The organism is Enterococcus sp. DIV0800, from assembly GCF_050559735.1.
GTDB classification, from domain to species: domain Bacteria; phylum Bacillota; class Bacilli; order Lactobacillales; family Enterococcaceae; genus Enterococcus_A; species Enterococcus_A devriesei.
Map to the genome: position 1 here is coordinate 2,436,979 of NZ_CP187898.1, position 19,718 is coordinate 2,456,696.

10 protein-coding genes, 8 tRNA genes and 2 rRNA genes are annotated in these 19,718 nt (G+C 44.3%); 4 read left to right on the forward strand and 16 right to left on the reverse strand.

Annotated elements, in window-relative coordinates; all coding sequences use genetic code 11:
• Positions 1 to 9: 9 nt before the first annotated feature.
• Positions 10 to 3,624, reverse strand: a complete 3,615-nt coding sequence (gene rpoB, locus IGI54_RS11740; protein WP_071862581.1) for a DNA-directed RNA polymerase subunit beta — start codon at positions 3,622 to 3,624, stop codon at positions 10 to 12.
• 755 nt (positions 3,625 to 4,379) lie between these two features.
• Between rpoB and IGI54_RS11745 the strand changes: the two genes are divergently transcribed.
• The 4 genes from IGI54_RS11745 to IGI54_RS11760 all read left to right on the forward strand — a co-directional run bounded on the left by IGI54_RS11745 (position 4,380) and on the right by IGI54_RS11760 (position 8,274).
• On the forward strand, positions 4,380 to 5,345 hold the full coding sequence (locus IGI54_RS11745; protein WP_216430451.1) for an ABC transporter substrate-binding protein: 966 nt from the start codon (positions 4,380 to 4,382) through the stop codon (positions 5,343 to 5,345).
• Between the two features lie 27 nt (positions 5,346 to 5,372).
• On the forward strand, positions 5,373 to 6,305 hold the full coding sequence (locus tag IGI54_RS11750; protein WP_430621500.1) for an ABC transporter permease: 933 nt from the start codon (positions 5,373 to 5,375) through the stop codon (positions 6,303 to 6,305).
• Complete coding sequence (locus tag IGI54_RS11755; protein ID WP_071862578.1) at positions 6,283 to 7,086, forward strand: ABC transporter ATP-binding protein; 804 nt, start codon at positions 6,283 to 6,285, stop codon at positions 7,084 to 7,086. Before IGI54_RS11750 ends, IGI54_RS11755 begins: the two co-directional genes overlap by 23 nt.
• Before the next feature lie 234 nt (positions 7,087 to 7,320).
• Positions 7,321 to 8,274, forward strand: coding sequence for a biotin--[acetyl-CoA-carboxylase] ligase (locus tag IGI54_RS11760; protein WP_071862577.1), 954 nt, complete (start codon positions 7,321 to 7,323; stop codon positions 8,272 to 8,274).
• A 236-nt stretch (positions 8,275 to 8,510) separates the two neighbouring features.
• On the opposite strand, the gene gor is transcribed toward IGI54_RS11760, so the two are convergent.
• The 15 genes from gor to IGI54_RS11835 form a co-directional block, all read right to left on the reverse strand.
• Positions 8,511 to 9,860 carry a glutathione-disulfide reductase gene (gene gor / locus IGI54_RS11765; RefSeq protein ID WP_071862576.1) on the reverse strand — a complete coding sequence of 450 codons (1,350 nt, stop codon included), beginning with the start codon at positions 9,858 to 9,860 and terminating at the stop codon, positions 8,511 to 8,513.
• A gap of 255 nt (positions 9,861 to 10,115) precedes the next feature.
• Positions 10,116 to 11,357, reverse strand: coding sequence for a peptidase U32 family protein (locus tag IGI54_RS11770; protein WP_071862575.1), 1,242 nt, complete (start codon positions 11,355 to 11,357; stop codon positions 10,116 to 10,118).
• Positions 11,358 to 11,384: 27 nt separating this feature from the next.
• Positions 11,385 to 12,299, reverse strand: a complete 915-nt coding sequence (locus IGI54_RS11775) for a peptidase U32 family protein (RefSeq protein ID WP_430620798.1) — start codon at positions 12,297 to 12,299, stop codon at positions 11,385 to 11,387.
• Positions 12,300 to 12,658: 359 nt separating this feature from the next.
• On the reverse strand, positions 12,659 to 15,157 hold the full coding sequence (locus IGI54_RS11780; protein ID WP_071862573.1) for an ATP-dependent Clp protease ATP-binding subunit: 2,499 nt from the start codon (positions 15,155 to 15,157) through the stop codon (positions 12,659 to 12,661).
• A gap of 5 nt (positions 15,158 to 15,162) precedes the next feature.
• Complete coding sequence (locus IGI54_RS11785) at positions 15,163 to 15,630, reverse strand: CtsR family transcriptional regulator (RefSeq protein ID WP_276327104.1); 468 nt, start codon at positions 15,628 to 15,630, stop codon at positions 15,163 to 15,165.
• A gap of 118 nt (positions 15,631 to 15,748) precedes the next feature.
• A tRNA-Pro gene (locus IGI54_RS11790) sits at positions 15,749 to 15,822 on the reverse strand.
• 17 nt (positions 15,823 to 15,839) lie between these two features.
• Positions 15,840 to 15,913 (reverse strand) — tRNA-Arg (locus tag IGI54_RS11795).
• 12 nt (positions 15,914 to 15,925) lie between these two features.
• Positions 15,926 to 16,011 (reverse strand) — tRNA-Leu (locus IGI54_RS11800).
• A gap of 23 nt (positions 16,012 to 16,034) precedes the next feature.
• Positions 16,035 to 16,106, reverse strand: a tRNA-Gly gene (locus tag IGI54_RS11805).
• A 5-nt stretch (positions 16,107 to 16,111) separates the two neighbouring features.
• Positions 16,112 to 16,184 (reverse strand) — tRNA-Thr (locus IGI54_RS11810).
• Between the two features lie 19 nt (positions 16,185 to 16,203).
• A tRNA-Leu gene (locus tag IGI54_RS11815) sits at positions 16,204 to 16,285 on the reverse strand.
• Positions 16,286 to 16,294: 9 nt separating this feature from the next.
• Positions 16,295 to 16,367: transfer RNA gene (locus tag IGI54_RS11820), tRNA-Lys, on the reverse strand.
• Between the two features lie 4 nt (positions 16,368 to 16,371).
• Positions 16,372 to 16,444, reverse strand: a tRNA-Val gene (locus IGI54_RS11825).
• An 8-nt stretch (positions 16,445 to 16,452) separates the two neighbouring features.
• Positions 16,453 to 16,568: ribosomal RNA gene (gene rrf, locus IGI54_RS11830) — 5S ribosomal RNA — on the reverse strand.
• A gap of 72 nt (positions 16,569 to 16,640) precedes the next feature.
• Positions 16,641 to 19,553 (reverse strand): 23S ribosomal RNA (locus tag IGI54_RS11835).
• Between the last annotated feature and the right edge of the window lie 165 nt (positions 19,554 to 19,718).

Sequence of the window (19,718 nt, forward strand, 5' to 3'; positions counted from 1 at the left end):
CGCGACTTCTTATAAGTCTTCCGCAGTTTCGATTTCTTGGATCAAATCTGATTTTTGTTCCGCTCTTTCAGCAGCCGCTTTTTCTTCGACTTCTTTCGCAGATTGTTGTTGTTCTGCGTATTTAGTCAAAGCATCAACTGTGATCAAGTCGTCATCATCATCATCCATGTCTCGTAACTCGATTTCTTTGTCATTAATATCTAGGACTTGCATATCTAAACCAAGGGCTTGTAATTCTTTCACTAATACGCGGAAAGATTCAGGCACACCTGGTTTTGGAATAGGTTCACCTTTGACGATGGCTTCGTAAGTTTTCACACGACCAACCACATCATCTGATTTGTAAGTCAAGATTTCTTGTAACGTGTAAGCAGCACCATAAGCTTCCAGTGCCCATACTTCCATTTCCCCAAAACGTTGTCCACCAAATTGCGCTTTACCACCTAATGGTTGTTGCGTAACAAGTGAGTAAGGTCCAATTGAACGAGCATGTAATTTATCATCGACCATGTGGGCCAATTTAATCATGTACATAACCCCAACAGAGATCCGGTTATCAAATGGTTCACCGGTACGACCGTCGTAAAGAACGGTCTTAGCATCTGCGGCCATCCGTGCTTCACGGACAGTTTCCCAAACATCGCTATCTTGCGCACCATCAAAGACTGGTGTTGCGACGTGGATACCTAGTTGGCGAGCGGCCATTCCTAAGTGTAATTCCAATACTTGTCCAATGTTCATCCGAGATGGTACACCTAATGGATTCAACATGACATCAACCGGGGTGCCGTCTGGTAGATATGGCATATCTTCTTCTGGCATGATGCGAGAAACGACCCCTTTATTTCCGTGACGGCCGGCCATTTTATCCCCTTCATGAATCTTACGTTTTTGCACGATGTAGACGCGCACTAACATGTTCACACCTGGTGATAATTCATCGCCTGCTTCACGAGTAAAGATCTTCACATCATGAACGATTCCGCCGCCGCCGTGAGGCACACGTAGAGACGTATCACGAACTTCACGCGCTTTTTCGCCAAAGATCGCATGTAATAGACGTTCTTCTGCGGATAATTCGGTTACCCCTTTAGGAGTGACTTTACCAACTAATAGATCGCCATCATGAACTTCAGCACCAATGCGGATGATCCCCATTTCGTCTAAGTTCTTCAACGCGTCTTCCCCAACATTAGGGATTTCACGAGTAATTTCTTCAGGTCCTAATTTTGTATCACGTGCTTCTGATTCATATTCTTCAATATGGATTGAGGTGTAGACATCATCTTTCACCAAACGACGGCTCATGATGATGGCATCTTCATAGTTGTACCCTTCCCAAGTCATGAAGGCTACGACAACGTTTTGACCTAAAGCCAATTCGCCGTTTTCCATTGAAGGTCCGTCAGCTAAGATATCGCCGACTTCAACTTGTTCGCCTAGACCAACTAATGGACGTTGGTTGTAGCTCGTCCCTGAGTTTGAACGACGGAATTTAGTAATATCGTATTTATCTAAGGCGCCATTATCGCGACGAACACGAACTTCGTGTGCATCAACGAATTCGACTACCCCATCATTTTTACATAACAAAGCAGCCCCTGAGTCATGTGCTGCTTTATATTCCATACCAGTACCAACCCATGGAGAACGTGGTTGGATCAATGGTACAGCTTGCCGCTGCATGTTGGCACCCATCAAGGCACGGTTAGAGTCATCGTTTTCTAAGAATGGGATACAAGCTGTTGCGACTGCGACTACTTGTTTTGGTGAAACATCCATGTAATCAATCTTATCAATCGTTACTTCCAAGTTTTCAGAAGTTGCACGAGCCATCACGACTTCTTCAGCAAAGCTGCCGTCTTCGTTTAACTTACTGTTTGCTTGGGCAACTACGTAATGGTCTTCGATATCAGCAGTTAGGTAATCGATCTTGTCGGTTACTTTGCCAGTTGAACGATCCACACGACGATACGGTGTTTCGATGAAACCAAATTTATTTACTTTCGCGTAAGATGCCAAACTGTTGATCAACCCAATGTTTGGACCTTCGGGCGTTTCAATCGGACACATACGGCCATAGTGGGAATAGTGAACGTCTCGAACTTCATAGCCGGCACGGTCACGAGTCAAACCACCAGGTCCTAAGGCAGATAGACGACGTTTATGGGTCAACTCACCTAGTGGGTTGGTTTGGTCCATGAACTGTGACAACTGAGAAGAACCAAAGAATTCTTTGATGCTGGCAACCACTGGACGAATATTGATTAATTGTTGCGGTGTCAAGGTTTCTTGATCTTGAATTGACATCCGTTCACGAACAACCCGTTCCATCCGAGCTAAACCGATTCGGAATTGGTTTTGTAATAATTCACCAACAGAACGAATCCGACGATTTCCTAAGTGGTCGATATCATCAACATTGCCGATACCTTCCATTAAGTTCAAGAAATAGCTCATTGAAGCGATAATATCGCCAGGGCGAACCGTGCGAACAGAAGCATCTGGATAGGCATTACCAATCACCGTTACTTCACGTTCTGGATCTTTTGGTGAAAAGACTTTAATCACTTGAACCGTCATTGGATCTGTTACAACAGCATCTTCTGATGGGTAGTAAGTGACTGAGTTCAAACCATTTTCCAAGTGTGGTCCTAAATCTTCCATTACTTGGTGGGTCAAAACAGTGCCTTTTTCCACGATGATTTCGCCTGTTTCAGCGTCAACTAAGGTTTCAGCTAAAGTCAGGTTCAATAAACGGGTTTTAAGGTCTAATTTTTTATTTACTTTGTAACGACCAACATTAGCTAAGTCGTAACGTTTTGGATCGAAGAAACGTGCAGTTAACAAGCTACGAGAGCTGTCTGCCGTTTTGGGTTCACCGGGACGTAAACGTTCGTAAACGTCTTTCAAACCTTCTTCGGTACGAGAATCACTTGGGTTTTTGTGTAAATCTTTTTCGATTGTGTTGCGTAATGATTCGCTTTCGCCAAAGATTTCGAAGATGGTGTCATCTGAACCGAAACCTAGTGCACGAACTAACGTAGTCAAAGGAATCTTACGTGTCCGGTCGATCCGAACATAAGAAATGTCCTTCGCGTCTGTTTCCATTTCTAACCATGCGCCACGGTTAGGAATGACGGTTGAACCAAAACCTTCTTTTCCGTTTTTGTCCACTTTTCCGTGGAAATAAACGCCCGGAGAACGAACTAATTGAGAAACGATAACCCGTTCTGCTCCGTTGATAATAAAGGTTCCTTGTTCGGTCATTAATGGGAAATCACCAAAGAATACTTCTTGGGATTTGATTTCACCTGTTTCGCGGTTTACTAAACGTAATACAACATGTAATGGTGCAGAATAGTTTGCATCGTGTGAACGAGCCTCCGCAACCGTGTATTTAGGTTCTTTTAATTCATAGTCAACAAATTCAAGTGACAAGTTTCCATTAAAGTCTTCAATTGGCAAAATGTCTTCAAACATTTCTCGCAAGCCCTCATCTAGGAACCATTGATAAGAATCTGTTTGAATTTCGATCAAATTCGGTAATTCCAACACTTCACTGATTCGTGCGAAGCTTCTACGTTCTCGGTGTTTTCCGTACTTTACTACGTGTCCAGCCAAGTTCTTCACCCCTCTTAAAAGTTTGAAAACCGATCCGAAGATAAATTACATTTATGTTACAAAGATTAAAATTGTGTAACACCTGACATTTTTTGCGGCTTTTAGGCAAAAAAAAACCAAAAATAGAACGTTCTCTTGAAAATTTATTCGCGAGCTTCTACTTTTGTTCCCTATTAAAAGCCGGAACGGACAATATTTCGTTCCTGCCTGTCATCATTTCAGATAGTTTTAGCAAATTAATATGATACATGAGAAAAACATAAAAGTCAATAGTCTCAAGGTTTAACTCTAGCTGTCGCAACCTTTTCTTAAAACTTTCAGTAAATTTGATTCACGTTCATTCTTCATACATTTTTGAATATTCAGAATATTCTTCGCTTTGTTATTGACATCTCATTTTTCTTACCGTATACTAATTTACATCTTAACAAGTTGGAGGTTGTTCTTATGTTAGCCAAACAAAACTCACAACTGAATAACCGCTATTACTTTAGCTATTTTAGATAGGTTTGTATTCATCATGATGGGTACAAACGACCTGAGTGTTTTTTGTATCTATGATGGCTAGAGCATTTCAACGTACCAACGGCCGCATAGAGAAAATCTAAGTGGCTTGAATGAAGCAGCATAAATATTTTTGCATTCACATCACCCACTTAGAGTTTCGACACTTCTAAGCGGGTGATTTTTTAGTTAAAAAAAAGCTTCCCACAAACAATTGATTACAAAGAGTAGATCAAAAGGAGAGAAAGAAAATGAAAAAAACAGTATTAGCAGGAATCGGATTAGTTAGTTTATTGATGCTAGGGGCATGCGGCAGCAAAGAGGCAGCCAGTGATGACAATATGAAACACGTAGGGGTTTTACAATTAGTCCAACATGCTTCCTTAGACAATGCCTATGACGGCTTCAAAGAAGGTTTGGCTGAAGGCGGCTATAAGGAAGGCGATAATTTAGAAATCGATTATCAAAATGCCCAAAACAATCAAGACAACTTAAAAAGTATGAGTGAGAAATTAATCAAAGAAGAACCGGATCTATTGTTAGGGATTGCGACTCCCGCAGCCCAGTCCTTACTAAATGGCACGACGGAAATCCCGATTGCCGTAACTGCAGTCACAGACTTGAAAGAGGCAAAGTTAGTCAAAAGTGATAAAAAACCTGGCGGAAACGTAACAGGAACAACGGATATGGTGCCAATCGACAAACAAATTGACTTGTTGCTATCGATCGTACCAGATGCAAAATCAATTGGGATCATGTACAACGCCGGCGAAACCAATTCGAAAATCCAAGCGGACTTAGCCGAAAAAGCCTTGAAGAAAGCCGGTGTTGACGTCAAAGTCAAAACCGCCAACACCACCAATGACGTCCAACAAGTTACCGAGTCTTTAGCCAATGAAACGGATGGCATCTATGTACCGACAGACAATACCTTCGCCAGCGCGGCGGCTGTTATCGGTGATGTGGTGAAGGAAAAGAAAATTCCATTAGTTGCTGGTTCAACGGAACAAATCGACGATGGTGGACTAGCTACGGTCGGGATTGACTACAAAGCTTTAGGAAAACAAACCGGTAAAATGGCCGCTAAGATCCTAGACGGTGACGCAAAACCAGCCGACACACCGGTTGAATCCGCTGATACCTTGAAATTAGTAGTCAACAAGGAGATGGCTAAAGCTTTAGGCATCGATCCAGACAGTATCAAAGAACCAAAATAACCAAGTTTTCCAAAGAAAGAAGGAAGAATCATGAATGTCATTTCTCTATTATTATCCGCAACGTCACAAGGCCTGCTTTGGTCCCTTTTAGCGATTGGAGTCTACATGACGTTTCGCATTTTAGATATCGCGGATCTGACCGCCGAAGGAAGTTTTCCATTAGGCGGCGGGATCGCAGCAATCGGCATCGTCAACGGACTGCACCCAATCGTAGCGACCCTCTTAGCCTTTGGCGGTGGGATGCTGGCAGGGCTCGTTACCGGCATTTTGAACACGAAGTTCAAGATACCGGCTCTGTTAGCCGGAATCATTACGATGACCGGGTTGTACTCAGTCACATCAAGGGTCATGGGTGCTCCCAACATTGCATTATTAGGTGAAAGTACCGTCTTCACTGCTGCCCAAAACATGGGGCTATCAAAAAATAATGCGGTCATTCTAATCGGTTTGTTGATCGTCTTATTGGTCATCTTACTGTTAGTTTCATTTTTCCGGACAGAGATCGGCCTGGCGGTTCGTGCGACAGGGGATAATCCAGACATGAGTGAAGCAAATGGGATTCGAACTGAAAATATGAAGCTTTTAGGTTATATGATCTCAAACGGCAGCATCGCTTTATCCGGTGCGCTCCTAGCGCAAAATAACGGCTTCGCTGATTTAAACTCGGGTGTCGGCACGATCGTTATCGGACTAGCATCAATCATTATCGCGGAAGTCTTACTGCGGAATAAACCGATCATGATCCGTTTATTAACGATTGCCGCAGGCGCGATTATTTACCGTTTCATTTTGGCCCTCGTCTTCGAATTAAATGTCGAACCGACAGATTCTAAATTGGCTTCAGCGATTGTTTTGGTCATCTGCTTATCCTTACCGCAGATTCGAGCAAAATTTACACTAAATAAGCCGCAAAAGGGAAAGAAAGGAGAGAAAAATAATGCAAGCAGTCTTAAAAATTAATAATTTACATCAATACTTTGAGCGTGGCACCATCAATGAAAACCACGCGCTAAAAGGCATTAATCTCGACCTGAATCCTGGTGAATTTGTCACGATCATCGGCGGGAATGGTGCCGGTAAATCAACTTTGTTAAATAGCATTGCTGGCACCTTACCAATTGAGGAAGGTCAAATGTTTCTAAATGAAGAAAACATTACTAAGCACTCGGTCACGCGCCGCTCCAAAAAAATCAGCCGCGTCTTTCAAGATCCGAAGATGGGGACCGCGGTCCGCTTATCAGTGGAAGAAAATTTAGCCTTAGCAATGAAACGCGGGCATAAACGCGGATTCTCCCTAGGCGTAAAAAATAAAGATCGCAGCTTTTTCAAAGAACAGTTGGCCATGCTGAACTTAAATTTGGAAAATCGATTAGATGCAGAGATTGGGTTGCTTTCCGGCGGTCAACGCCAAGCAATCACCTTATTAATGGCGACTTTACAACGGCCTGATCTGATTTTACTTGATGAGCACACGGCGGCACTAGATCCGAAAACCTCCTTGACCGTCATGGAGCTAACCGAGCGTTTGATTCGCGAACAAGCCTTGACCGCCTTCATGGTGACTCACAACATGGAAGACGCGATCCGTTACGGCAACCGGCTGATCATGCTGCATCAAGGTGAAATTGCGTTAGACCTGAAGCAATCTGAAAAACAAAACTTGACGGTACCAAAATTAATGGAACTGTTCCATCAAAACTCCGGCGTCGAACTTAAAGATGATGCCTTGCTGCTTAGTTAACATTAATCGCTAAGACGATCCTTCTTTCTTGGCAGGCTGCTTTTACGCAGCCTGTTTTTTTGTTACACTGAGCAAGAAAAGACTATTCAATTAAGAAAGACTTTCGCGAACCCGCTCAGCTTATTTCCGATAAAGCGAGTTTTCGAAGCCGGACATGGATGTACCTGCTATAAAGCGATTTATTCATGTAAAAAATTTATACATTCTTTATAAAGAATGTAAGGAGGTATCTCTTTGACCACCAAAGAAAAAGTGTTAGCCCACTTAAAACAAGCAGATCGGATTTTATCCGGCGAAGCTTTAGCCCAAGAGATCGGTGTTTCCCGCACAGCAATTTGGAAAGCTATCAAAGAATTAGAAAAAAAAGGTTATCAGATTCAGCATTTAGCCAATGGCTACCGTTACCAGCCCTCTGATATTTTGGACGCCAAAGAAATCCAAACTCAAATCCAGCAGCCTATCGAAGTAACCGTAGTAGAGACCTCTGCCTCTACCATGAAAGATGCTCAGCTAGCTGTGGTAGAAGGAAAAAAATCACCCTTACTGATAGTGGCGGATATGCAAGAAGCGCCACACGGACGTTTCAACCGGCCTTTTTTTGCCGCCAAGCAGCAAGGAATCTATATGAGTCTCTTGTTAGAACCGAACGAACAGTTGCAAGAACTACCGCAATATACCGTCTTAATGGCAGTGGCGGTCGCCGATGCGATCGACGAGCTGTTAGCGGTCGATAGTCAAATCAAATGGGTCAATGATATTTATTTGAACCAGAAAAAGGTTGCCGGCATTTTGTCTGAAGCGATGACCGATGTTGAAACCAATTCGTTAAAATATATCATCATCGGTATGGGCATCAACTTTTCCATTCCTCAAGCAAATTATCCTGAGGACTTACAAGCCAAAGCGACTTCGTTATTTCCCGACGGTAAAGCTTCTGCTACTAGAAACCAATTAATTATCAACATCTGGAATCGATTCTTTGCGCTGCTTAACGACCAGCAAACGGCCCTTGAAAGCTACCGGAAAAAATCCTTTGTACTAGGGAAAAAAATTACCTTCAAACGGAAGGATCAGAACTATATCGGAACGGCTGTAGCCATCACCGATACGGGGGAATTAGTCGTTGATCTTGGTACTGAACAAATGACCCTTTCTTCTGGCGAGATCAGTTTAAGCTCGATTCAATAACTAGGACTTTTCAACACAAAAAAAGCGTCTTGCCAACATTAGGCAAAACGCTTTTTTTAACTATGAAGAAATAGTTCGGTCTTATTGCTCAGCTGGCTCCTAATTAGGGAATCATTTTTCCAAAAACACGAAAAATGATTCTGATTGTCGTTACGCATACCATTTTTCTAATCTCAATAAAGCGAGAAGAAAAACTGGCAAAAAGCTGAGCGAGTCCGAGAAAGCCTTCCTTACTGTTAACGCATCGTAACGAATTCTTCACTGCCGGTCGGATGGATTGCGACGGTATCGTCGAAATCTTTTTTCGTTGCCCCCATTTTGATCGCAACCGCAAAACCTTGCAGCATTTCATCAACACCCACACCAATTGCATGAAGTCCGATGATTTTTTCTTCTTCGCCTAAGCAGACAAGTTTCATCTCACATTTTTGGCGATAATCACTTAAAGCAAAATACATCGGCGTGAAACGTGAACGGTAAACCTTGATCTGCTCCTTGCCGTGACGCTCGATCGCCTCTTCCTCTGAAATCCCAATCGTCGCGATTGTTGGGTGGGTAAAAATCACGGTCGGCACATTTTCATAGTCTAAAAATTCTTCTGATTTGCCATTGAAGACGCGCTCAGACAAACGACGACCCGCTGCGATCGCCACCGGCGTCAAATCAATCTTGCCGATTACATCGCCAACTGAATACACACCGTCACTAGTCGTGTTTTGGAATTTATCAACGATCACGAAGCCTTTTTCATTCAAGGTAACGGACGTATTTTCCAAACCAAGCTTATCGGTATTAGGCAAACGGCCACCGGCAAATAATACTTTATCGCCAGACAACGTATTGCCATTTTCAAAATAAACGGTGTAGGTGCCGTCAGCATTTTGCTTGATCTCTTTGGCTACGTGATGGTCATAGAGTTTCATGTGATTGTCACGATAAATTTCTACTAAATTTTCTGCAATCATTTTATCAAAGGTCCGCAAGGGATGATCGTAGCGAAACGCCCAATGAACTTGCGTGCCCATGCCTTGTAAGACGCCGCTTAATTCCGCCGCAATGTAGCCTGCACCTAAAACAACTACTTCTTTCGGTTGCTCCGTTAATTCAAAGAAGCCATTCGAATCAATCGCCAACTCACCGCCAGGGATCTTCATTTGACTTGGGCGACCACCCGTAGCGATCAGGATATGAGGCGCCGTATACTCTTCGCCATTCACCGTTACTACATGATCAGATTTAAAGGTCGCATAGCCTTCGATCCGTTCAACGTGATTGCTGTCTAATCCGCGATAATACGCGCCGTGTAAAAAGTCGATATATTTCTCACGACGGGCCACTAATTCGTTAAAATCAAATTTTTCAACCTCTGCTTGCACACCGTAACTAGGCGCATCCCGTTCGATCGTCTCTAACATCGTACTTGCTTGCCACATGACTTTTTTTGGCACACAGCCGACATTGACACACGTCCCGCCAATTTTATTCGCTTCAATCAATAATACTTTTGCCCCATGCATACCGGCCCGATTCGCTGACGCAATTCCGCCGCTACCGCCGCCGACAACAATGTAATCATATTCTTTCATTCATCTGCCCCCTCGTTTTTCCTGATAAAATCATTCTAATCTATTTCTTGCGAAAAAGACGTTTTTTTGCCTAGATCGTTAGAAAATAGGCTGTGACAGAAGTGTTCCGCTTCAAGAACAAAGTAGGGACTGTTCCCCATCAGCTCTGCTTATGTCTCACAACAATAAGTCGAAATTTCCGAAAAAGCTACGCCTGTAACGTCGTTTATTCGAAAGAAGGAGGTGCGACAAGACTTTTGTCACACCCCCACCTGTTTAATCTTTTTTCTTCCGGATCATATCTCCCGGTTTGACTGGCTGAGCCACTGGCATCGTCAAGACCATCATTGGGTTCGGTGCCCGATCGATAGATTCTCCTTCATCATTTTTCATTTCTGTAATAGTTTGTTCAAAATGATGGAAGTTCGGACCATAAAATTCGATCTCATCGCCGATGCTAAAATGATTCCGTTGGCGAACGGTCGCGATTCCGCTAGCTTCATCATAGCTCAAGACTTCACCGATGAATTTATAAACCGGAATCTTACGACGGGGACCGAATAATTGTTCATTTTCCGTCGGTACATTGTAGTAAAAACCGGACGCTAATTCACGTTGGGCGACTTTCCATAATTCATCGATCCATTCTTGTTTGCAGACATAATTTTCAGGATCGGCAATATAGCTGTCCACCGCCGCTTTATAAACATTCGAAACGGTTGAAACATAATGGATCGATTTCATCCGGCCTTCGATCTTCAAACTATCCACGCCGTTTTCGATCAAATCAGGAATGTGTTCGATCATAGACATGTCCACGGCACTCATGGAAAATTCTTCCGTCACATCGCCGTTCTCCGTCAATGAACGATGTTCGTTGGCAAAAGGCATATCGAATAACTCATATTTCCAACGACAAGATTGTGAACAACCACCACGATTGGCATCCCGCATCGACATGTGATTCGATAGCGTACAACGACCGGAATAAGAAATACACATTGCGCCATGAATAAAGGCTTCAATCTGAATATCCGTATTGCGACGAATTTCCGCTAATTCCTCCATCGAAACTTCCCGGGCCAAAACAACTCGTTCCAAGCCTTCATTTTGCCAAAATTTCAAGGTCTCTGCGTTGGTAGCCGAAGCTTGGGTCGATAAATGAATCTCTAAGCCCGGCGCTTCACTGGCACAGATTTCGATCAAAGCAGGATCGGAAATGATCACCGCTGAGATACCGATGTCACGTAATTTCTTGAAAAATTCGCCGGCACCAGCTTCGTTTCCTTCATGAGTCACCATGTTGGCCGCGACATATACTTTGGCGCCATACTGTTTCGCAAAAGCCACGCCCTCTTCCATTTCTTCAAAAGAAAAGTTGCCTGCCCGTGACCGCAGACCATAGGCATCTCCACCAATATAAACGGCATCCGCTCCATAATGGATCGCGGTTTTTAATTTTTCCAATGTCCCAGCTGGTGCTAACACTTCGGGACGTTTTAATTTTCTCTCTGTCATGCTGCTGCTCCTTGTTCCAATTTGATCCTATTTGATCGCGGTTGGATCTAAGTGATAAAACCCAGTATCCATGCCTCGTTCAACCGGATGGTATTTTTGAATTTCTTGCTGCGCACTGACTAGCGCTGCTTCGTTCCAAGTATTTGCCTCGACTGCGGCTTTCGCCGCCGCAAAAATCTTTGCGATCGCTACGAAATTTTCACCAGGTGTAAACAAACCATCCAATTTCCACGTTTGATACCCCGTTTGATTTAATTCCGCTACTTCATTAATCAGATTTAAATCATTGTCGGCAAAAATATGCGTGCCATGTTGATCTTCATAAATCGAATAATGCGTTTCCGCCTTCTTCGGCTCAGAGATAAATAAGCCCCGCTCTTTTGCCGCGCTTTCCTCTTGCTTCGTATAATTGAAATAATTATCTAGCAAAGGACGCTTTGATTGATGAATACACGTCGCCCCATAAACAAGAATTTCTACCGGAACATCTACGTGACCTTTTAGTTTTTTCATTTCTTCAAAAGGGACTTCTCGCGCTAAGACCGCTCCAACAGCGCCCTTTTTCTGCCAAAAATTGATTTGACGAGCATTCGTCACCAAGGTTTCAGCATCATAAATATAAGGCAAATCATATTCTTGCAACAAATAAATCACGCCCGTATCACCAACGACTACGTGATCTGGCTGTGCTTGTGCCAAAAAGGCTAAGTATTCAGGAATTTTTTTCATTTTTCCTGGATGCATAATGCCATTCAAAGCAATATTGACTTTCTTTCCTTGACTATGCGCCAAATGAATCAAGTCGATTTGCTCCTGACGAGAAAAAGAATGGGGCAGTCGCAATCCGAAATCCTCTTCTCCTATGTATAAAGTATCCACGCCGGCTGCCAATAAGGCTTCTGCTTGCGTCATTGATTCCGCCGTCGCAATTAATTCGATCATGGTACATCCTCCTAATTCAAAAAGTCCCACGGATACCCGCTGTCTTCAGTCCATTCAACGAAGCTATTAGTCTGAAGCCTGTCATTCGCCATAAAATAGCGCAGTATCTTTTTTAGACTTTCCCATACTATCACAGCTTTCCAAAGTTTCCAACTAAGCGTTAGCTGCTGTCACTTAAATTTTCTACTCAACTTCTAACACAACTAGTTCAAATTTAGGAATGCATTTTTCGAAACCCACAAAAAATGCATTTATCTCTCACCACGCATACGATTCCACTAGTCACGCTAAAGCGTGAAGTGGAACTCGCAAAAAAAAAGAGGAGGGGAAAATTCCCATCCTCTGATTGACTAAAGTGATTAAACTTTTTCTGGTATCTTTTCTTCTTTATGATTTTTGACCGTCAACGTGATCTTGCCTTTGCTGGCTCCAATCGTTACGGCATCACCTAATTGAATTTGACCAGACAATAAGGCTTCAGCTAAGCGGTCTTCGATTTCCTTTTGCAACGCTCGACGAATTGGACGTGCGCCATATTCAGGATCGAATCCAACTTTACCGATCACATCATAAGCAGCTGGTGTGATTTTTACTTTGATTTCATGTTCCTTCATTCGATCTAGGACAGAACGACTCATAATTTTTACGATCTCATGAATCTGTTCTTGGTCCAATGAATGGAAGACGACCGATTCATCGATTCGGTTAAGAAATTCTGGACGGAACGCTTTTTTCAATTCTTCCATGATCCGTTTTTCCATCGCTACGTGGTCTTTGGTAATATCCTTGACCGTGAAGCCGACATTTTTTTCTTCCCGAATCTCAGTCGCACCGATATTTGAGGTCATAATCAAAATCGTATTGCGGAAATCCACTTTCCGCCCTTTAGAATCTGTCAAATGACCGTCATCTAAAACTTGCAATAAGATATTAAAGACATCGGGATGCGCCTTTTCTACTTCATCCAACAGAATAACGGAGTAAGGCTTTTGACGAATTTTTTCTGTCAACTGTCCGCCTTCTTCATAGCCAACATAGCCCGGAGGTGAACCAATCAAACGACTCGTACTATATTTTTCCATGTACTCAGACATATCCACCCGAATCAATGCTTCCTCACTGCCAAACATTGCTTCAGCTAAAGCCTTCGCTAATTCTGTTTTACCGACACCAGTGGGACCTAAGAACATAAATGACCCAATCGGACGATTCGGATCTTTCAACCCACTGCGCGCCCGACGAATCGCACGAGAAATTGCTTGAACCGCTTCTTCTTGACCAACAACTCGTTTATGCAAGACATTTTCCAAGTCTAACAAACGTTGACTCTCTTTTTTCTCTAATTGTTGTAATGGCACCCCAGTCCACTGGGAAACTACTGCAGCTACATCTTCATCCGTGACTTGATCAAGATAACCATTTTCTTGTTTCGCTGCTTTAATTTTGGCCTGTTCAAGAATCTCTGCCTGTTGTTTTTCCTGTAACCGTAAACGAGCGGCAGCTTCAAAATCTTGATTTTGAATGGCCTTCTCTTTTTCAGAAACCAACTCAGCGACTTCTTCTTCCAGTTCAGAAAGTTCAGATACTTCATCGGTGGAATCCAACCGAACCTTTGCGGAAGACTCATCCATCAAGTCAATTGCTTTATCCGGCAACTGACGAGAATTAATATAACGAACCGATAAGGATACCGCTGCATGTAACGCTTCATCGGTAATCTCAACACCGTGATGATCTTCATAACGTGGACGTAAGCCCTTCAAAATTTCTTCCGCTTCTTCCGGTGTAGGTTCTTCTACTTGTACCCGCGCGAAACGGCGTTCTAAAGCGGAATCTTTTTCTATATACTTTTGGTATTCATCTAAGGTCGTAGCTCCAATCGTTTGCAACTCACCACGAGCTAAGGCCGGTTTCAAAATGTTGGAAGCATCGATTGCGCCTTCAGCACCACCCGCTCCGATCAAGGTATGCAATTCATCAATGAACAAAATAATTTGTCCATCATGGTAAATTTCATCAATTACCTTTTTCAAACGATCTTCAAATTCACCGCGATATTTCGTTCCGGCCACTAACGCACCCATATCCAGCATCATCAGACGTTTTCCGCGCATATCCTCTGGCACATCACCAGAAATGATCCGCTGCGCTAAGCCTTCGACGATCGCCGTTTTACCAACACCAGGCTCACCTACTAAGACGGGATTATTTTTGGTACGACGACTTAAGATTTGAACGACCCGCCGAACTTCACTGTCTCGGCCAACCACTGGGTCAAGCCGTTTTTCACGAGCTAATTTAGTTAAATCCCGTGCTAAACCATCTAAGGTTGGCGTTCCTTGAGAATTACTTGGTGCTGGTTTAGCCGCCGCTTTACGCCGATTTCCTGCACCTTGATTGCCGTTTCCAGCTTCATTGACGCCCATTTTTTTCAATAATAATTGACGCATCTTAGGTAAGCTCAAACCAAGGTTCACTAAAATGTGCGACGCTAAGATTTCATCATCTCGCAGTAGTCCCAGTAAGATGTGTTCGGTTCCCACTAATTTCGCATTAAAACGCTTTGCTTCATCATCTGCAAAAATCAATATTTGTTTGGCTCTAGGAGAATATGGCAAGTAGCCGCCTTCAGGATAAGACTTGACTGATCCATATCCGGTCATGTGCTCAATTTCTTCACGAACATCATTTTCACTCGAACTCATTTGCCGCAATGTTTTACCAGCGATCCCTTGCTGCTCAATCACTAAAGCTAGCAGTAAATGTTCTGAGCCAACCGAGCGATGTTTAAAATACTTGGCCTCTTGCTGAGCAATGGCCAAAACTGCTTTTGCGCGTTCTGTATACAGCTGATCCATATCCCTCACTCCTTCTTCTCATAACTTAAACGTTCCAAGAATCCATGAAGAATTCTTGCACGCAACCTATTTTCAATTTGACTAATTCCAAGACTATTTTTAGAAACCGCACTTAACATTAAATTACCTTCATTTTCGGTAATGATTGCCTCTTCAAACAATTTTTGAATAATCCCAAAAGCATTCGCCTCAGAAATTTCATTACCAAATGAATCCATTAACTGTTCCAAAAAGTAATGTTGATCGGAAATCTTCACTTTACTGATTCGAATATAGCCGCCACCGCCGCGTTTACTCTCCACCAAATAGCCCCGTTGAAAAGTAAAACGTGTATTGATGACATAATTTATCTGAGAAGGGACACAATTAAATAGTTGCGCCATTTCAGCTCGACGAATTTCGATTATTTCACTATTTTCTAAAATATTTTTCAAGTAAGATTCGATCAAATCAGAGGTATTTCTACTCATAATATCGCCTCCTATTGACTATTCCTGACCATAATTATATCGAATTTAGCGTCTGAAATAAAGGAGAATGACTTTCTTTAATTTTGGGTAAAAAAAAAGAAGGCTTTCACCTTCAATTTAATCGGGAAGACAGGATTCGAACCTGCGACACCTTGGTCCCAAACCAAGTACTCTACCAAGCTGAGCTACTTCCCGGAAAATAAAAAAAACGATGCACCCGAGAGGACTCGAACCTCTAACCCCTTGATTCGTAGTCAAGTACTCTATCCAATTGAGCTACGGGTGCTTATTTTGTTAATGCCGAGGACCGGAATCGAACCGGTACGGTGATCACTCACCGCAGGATTTTAAGTCCTGTGCGTCTGCCAGTTCCGCCACCCCGGCGTGCTTCCCCTGGTCTTCAGGAAAGCGGAAAACGGGGTTCGAACCCGCGACCCCCACCTTGGCAAGGTGGTGCTCTACCACTGAGCTATTTCCGCGTCGATGCCGGCTAAAGGATTTGAACCCTCGACCCTCTGATTACAAATCAGATGCTCTACCAACTGAGCTAAGCCGGCAACTACAAAAAAAATAAAATGCGGGTGAAGGGACTTGAACCCCCACGCCGTAAGGCGCTAGATCCTAAATCTAGTGCGTCTGCCAATTCCGCCACACCCGCATATACTTATGAGCCGTACTGGGCTCGAACCAGTGACCCTCTGATTAAAAGTCAGATGCTCTACCAACTGAGCTAACGGCTCAAAATGGGGGTTAACGGGTTCGAACCGCTGACCCTCTGCTTGTAAGGCAGATGCTCTCCCAGCTGAGCTAAACCCCCATAAATTCGCGTGGCGACGTCCTAATCTCACAAGGGGCAACCCCTCACTACAATCGGCGCTAAGAAGCTTAACTTCTGTGTTCGACATGGGAACAGGTGTATCCTTCCCGCTATCGCCACCACACTATTTGTTTGAGTAAACTTCGTTCACTCAAAACTGGATCAGAAACGTTTTTAAACAACCTTGAATCAATTTTTGGTTAAGTCCTCGATCGATTAGTATCAGTCCGCTCCGTACATCACTGCACTTCCACTCCTGACCTATCTACCTGATCATCTCTCAGGGATCTTACTTTCTTAAAGAAATGGGAAATCTCATCTTGAGGTGGGCTTCACACTTAGATGCTTTCAGCGTTTATCCCTTCCCTACATAGCTACCCAGCGATGCCTCTGGCGAGACAACTGGTACACCAGCGGTAAGTCCATCCCGGTCCTCTCGTACTAAGGACAGATCCTCTCAAATTTCCAACGCCCGCGACGGATAGGGACCGAACTGTCTCACGACGTTCTGAACCCAGCTCGCGTGCCGCTTTAATGGGCGAACAGCCCAACCCTTGGGACCGACTACAGCCCCAGGATGCGACGAGCCGACATCGAGGTGCCAAACCTCCCCGTCGATGTGGACTCTTGGGGGAGATAAGCCTGTTATCCCCAGGGTAGCTTTTATCCGTTGAGCGATGGCCCTTCCATGCGGAACCACCGGATCACTAAGCCCGACTTTCGTCCCTGCTCGACTTGTAGGTCTCGCAGTCAAGCTCCCTTGTGCCTTTACACTCTGCGAATGATTTCCAACCATTCTGAGGGAACCTTTGGGCGCCTCCGTTACTCTTTAGGAGGCGACCGCCCCAGTCAAACTGCCCATCTGACACTGTCTCCCACCACGATTAGTGGTGCGGGTTAGAGTGGTCATAACACAGGGGTAGTATCCCACCAGCGCCTCTGTCGAAACTAGCGTCCCGACTTCTACGGCTCCTACCTATCCTGTACATGTGGTACAAACACTCAATATCAAACTGCAGTAAAGCTCCATGGGGTCTTTCCGTCCTGTCGCGGGTAACCTGCATCTTCACAGGTACTAAAATTTCACCGAGTCTCTCGTTGAGACAGTGCCCAAATCGTTACGCCTTTCGTGCGGGTCGGAACTTACCCGACAAGGAATTTCGCTACCTTAGGACCGTTATAGTTACGGCCGCCGTTTACTGGGGCTTCAATTCGTACCTTCGCTTACGCTAAGCACTCCTCTTAACCTTCCAGCACCGGGCAGGCGTCAGCCCCTATACGTCATCTTTCGATTTTGCAGAGACCTGTGTTTTTGATAAACAGTCGCTTGGGCCTATTCACTGCGGCTGATCGTTAGATCAGCACCCCTTCTCCCGAAGTTACGGGGTCATTTTGCCGAGTTCCTTAACGAGAGTTCTCTCGCTCACCTTAGGATTCTCTCCTCGACTACCTGTGTCGGTTTGCGGTACGGGCCATTGTTTTCTCACTAGAAGCTTTTCTCGGCAGTGTGACATCAGGAACTTCGGTACTATTATTTCCCTCCCCATCACAACTTGTCCTTAGAGAAGCAAGCATTTGACTCGCCTCAAGACTCATTGCTTGGACAGACATTTCCAATCGTCTGATTCCTTAGCCTCCTGCGTCCCTCCATTGCTCAAACAAAAACAACGGGTACAGGAATATCAACCTGTTATCCATCGCCTACGCCTTTCGGCCTCGGCTTAGGTCCCGACTAACCCTGGGCGGACGAGCCTTCCCCAGGAAACCTTAGTCATTCGGTGGACAGGATTCTCACCTGTCTTTCGCTACTCATACCGGCATTCTCACTTCTAAGCGCTCCAGCAGTCCTCACGATCTACCTTCAACGCCCTTAGAACGCTCTCCTACCAACATACCTATTGGTATGTTCCACAGCTTCGGTAAACTATTTAGCCCCGGTACATTTTCGGCGCAGGGTCACTCGACTAGTGAGCTATTACGCACTCTTTAAATGGTGGCTGCTTCTGAGCCAACATCCTAGTTGTCTGTGCAACCCCACATCCTTTTCCACTTAATAGTTATTTTGGGACCTTAGCTGGTGGTCTGGGCTGTTTCCCTTTCGACTATGGATCTTATCACTCACAGTCTGACTCCCAGAGATGAATGGATGGCATTCGGAGTTTATCTGAATTCGGTAACCCGAGATGGGCCCCTAGTCCAAACAGTGCTCTACCTCCATCATTCTTACTCTGAGGCTAGCCCTAAAGCTATTTCGGAGAGAACCAGCTATCTCCAAGTTCGTTTGGAATTTCTCCGCTACCCACACCTCATCCCCGCACTTTTCAACGTACGTGGGTTCGGTCCTCCAGTGCGTTTTACCGCACCTTCAACCTGGACATGGGTAGATCACATGGTTTCGGGTCTACGACCACTTACTCATTCGCCCTATTCAGACTCGCTTTCGCTACGGCTCCGTCTTTTCAACTTAACCTCGCAAGTAATCGTAACTCGCCGGTTCATTCTACAAAAGGCACGCTATCACCCATTAACGGGCTCTAACTTGTTGTAGGCACACGGTTTCAGGATCTATTTCACTCCCCTTCCGGGGTGCTTTTCACCTTTCCCTCACGGTACTGGTTCACTATCGGTCACTAGGGAGTATTTAGCCTTGGGAGATGGTCCTCCCGGATTCCGACGGAATTCCTCGTGTTCCGCCGTACTCAGGATCCTCCTAGGTGCCAGTCAAATTTTGTCTACGGGGCTTTTACCCTTTCTAGCAGACCTTTCCAGGTCCTTCGACTATTTCACTGGACTACCATATCGGAGTCCTACAACCCCAAGAGGCAAGCCTCTTGGTTTGGGCTTTTCCCGTTTCGCTCGCCGCTACTCAGGGAATCGAATTTTCTTTCTCTTCCTGCAGGTACTTAGATGTTTCAGTTCTCTGCGTCTACCTCTAATCAGCTATGTATTCACTGAAAAGTAACATCCTATAAAAGATGCTGGGTTCCCCCATTCGGAAATCTCCGGATCAAAGCTTACTTACAGCTCCCCGAAGCATATCGGTGTTAGTCCCGTCCTTCATCGGCTCCTAGTGCCAAGGCATCCACCGTGCGCCCTTATTCACTTAACCTTATCTTGACTTTCGTCAAGGGTCTTACTAATTCCCATGAGCGATCATGTTCCTTAGTAATAAATAAGCAATTGAACTTATTAAAAAACTCATTCAACGCGGTGTTCTCGGTTTGTTTAAAAAAATGTGTTTCTGTATCCAGTTTTCAATGAACGATTTTTGAGA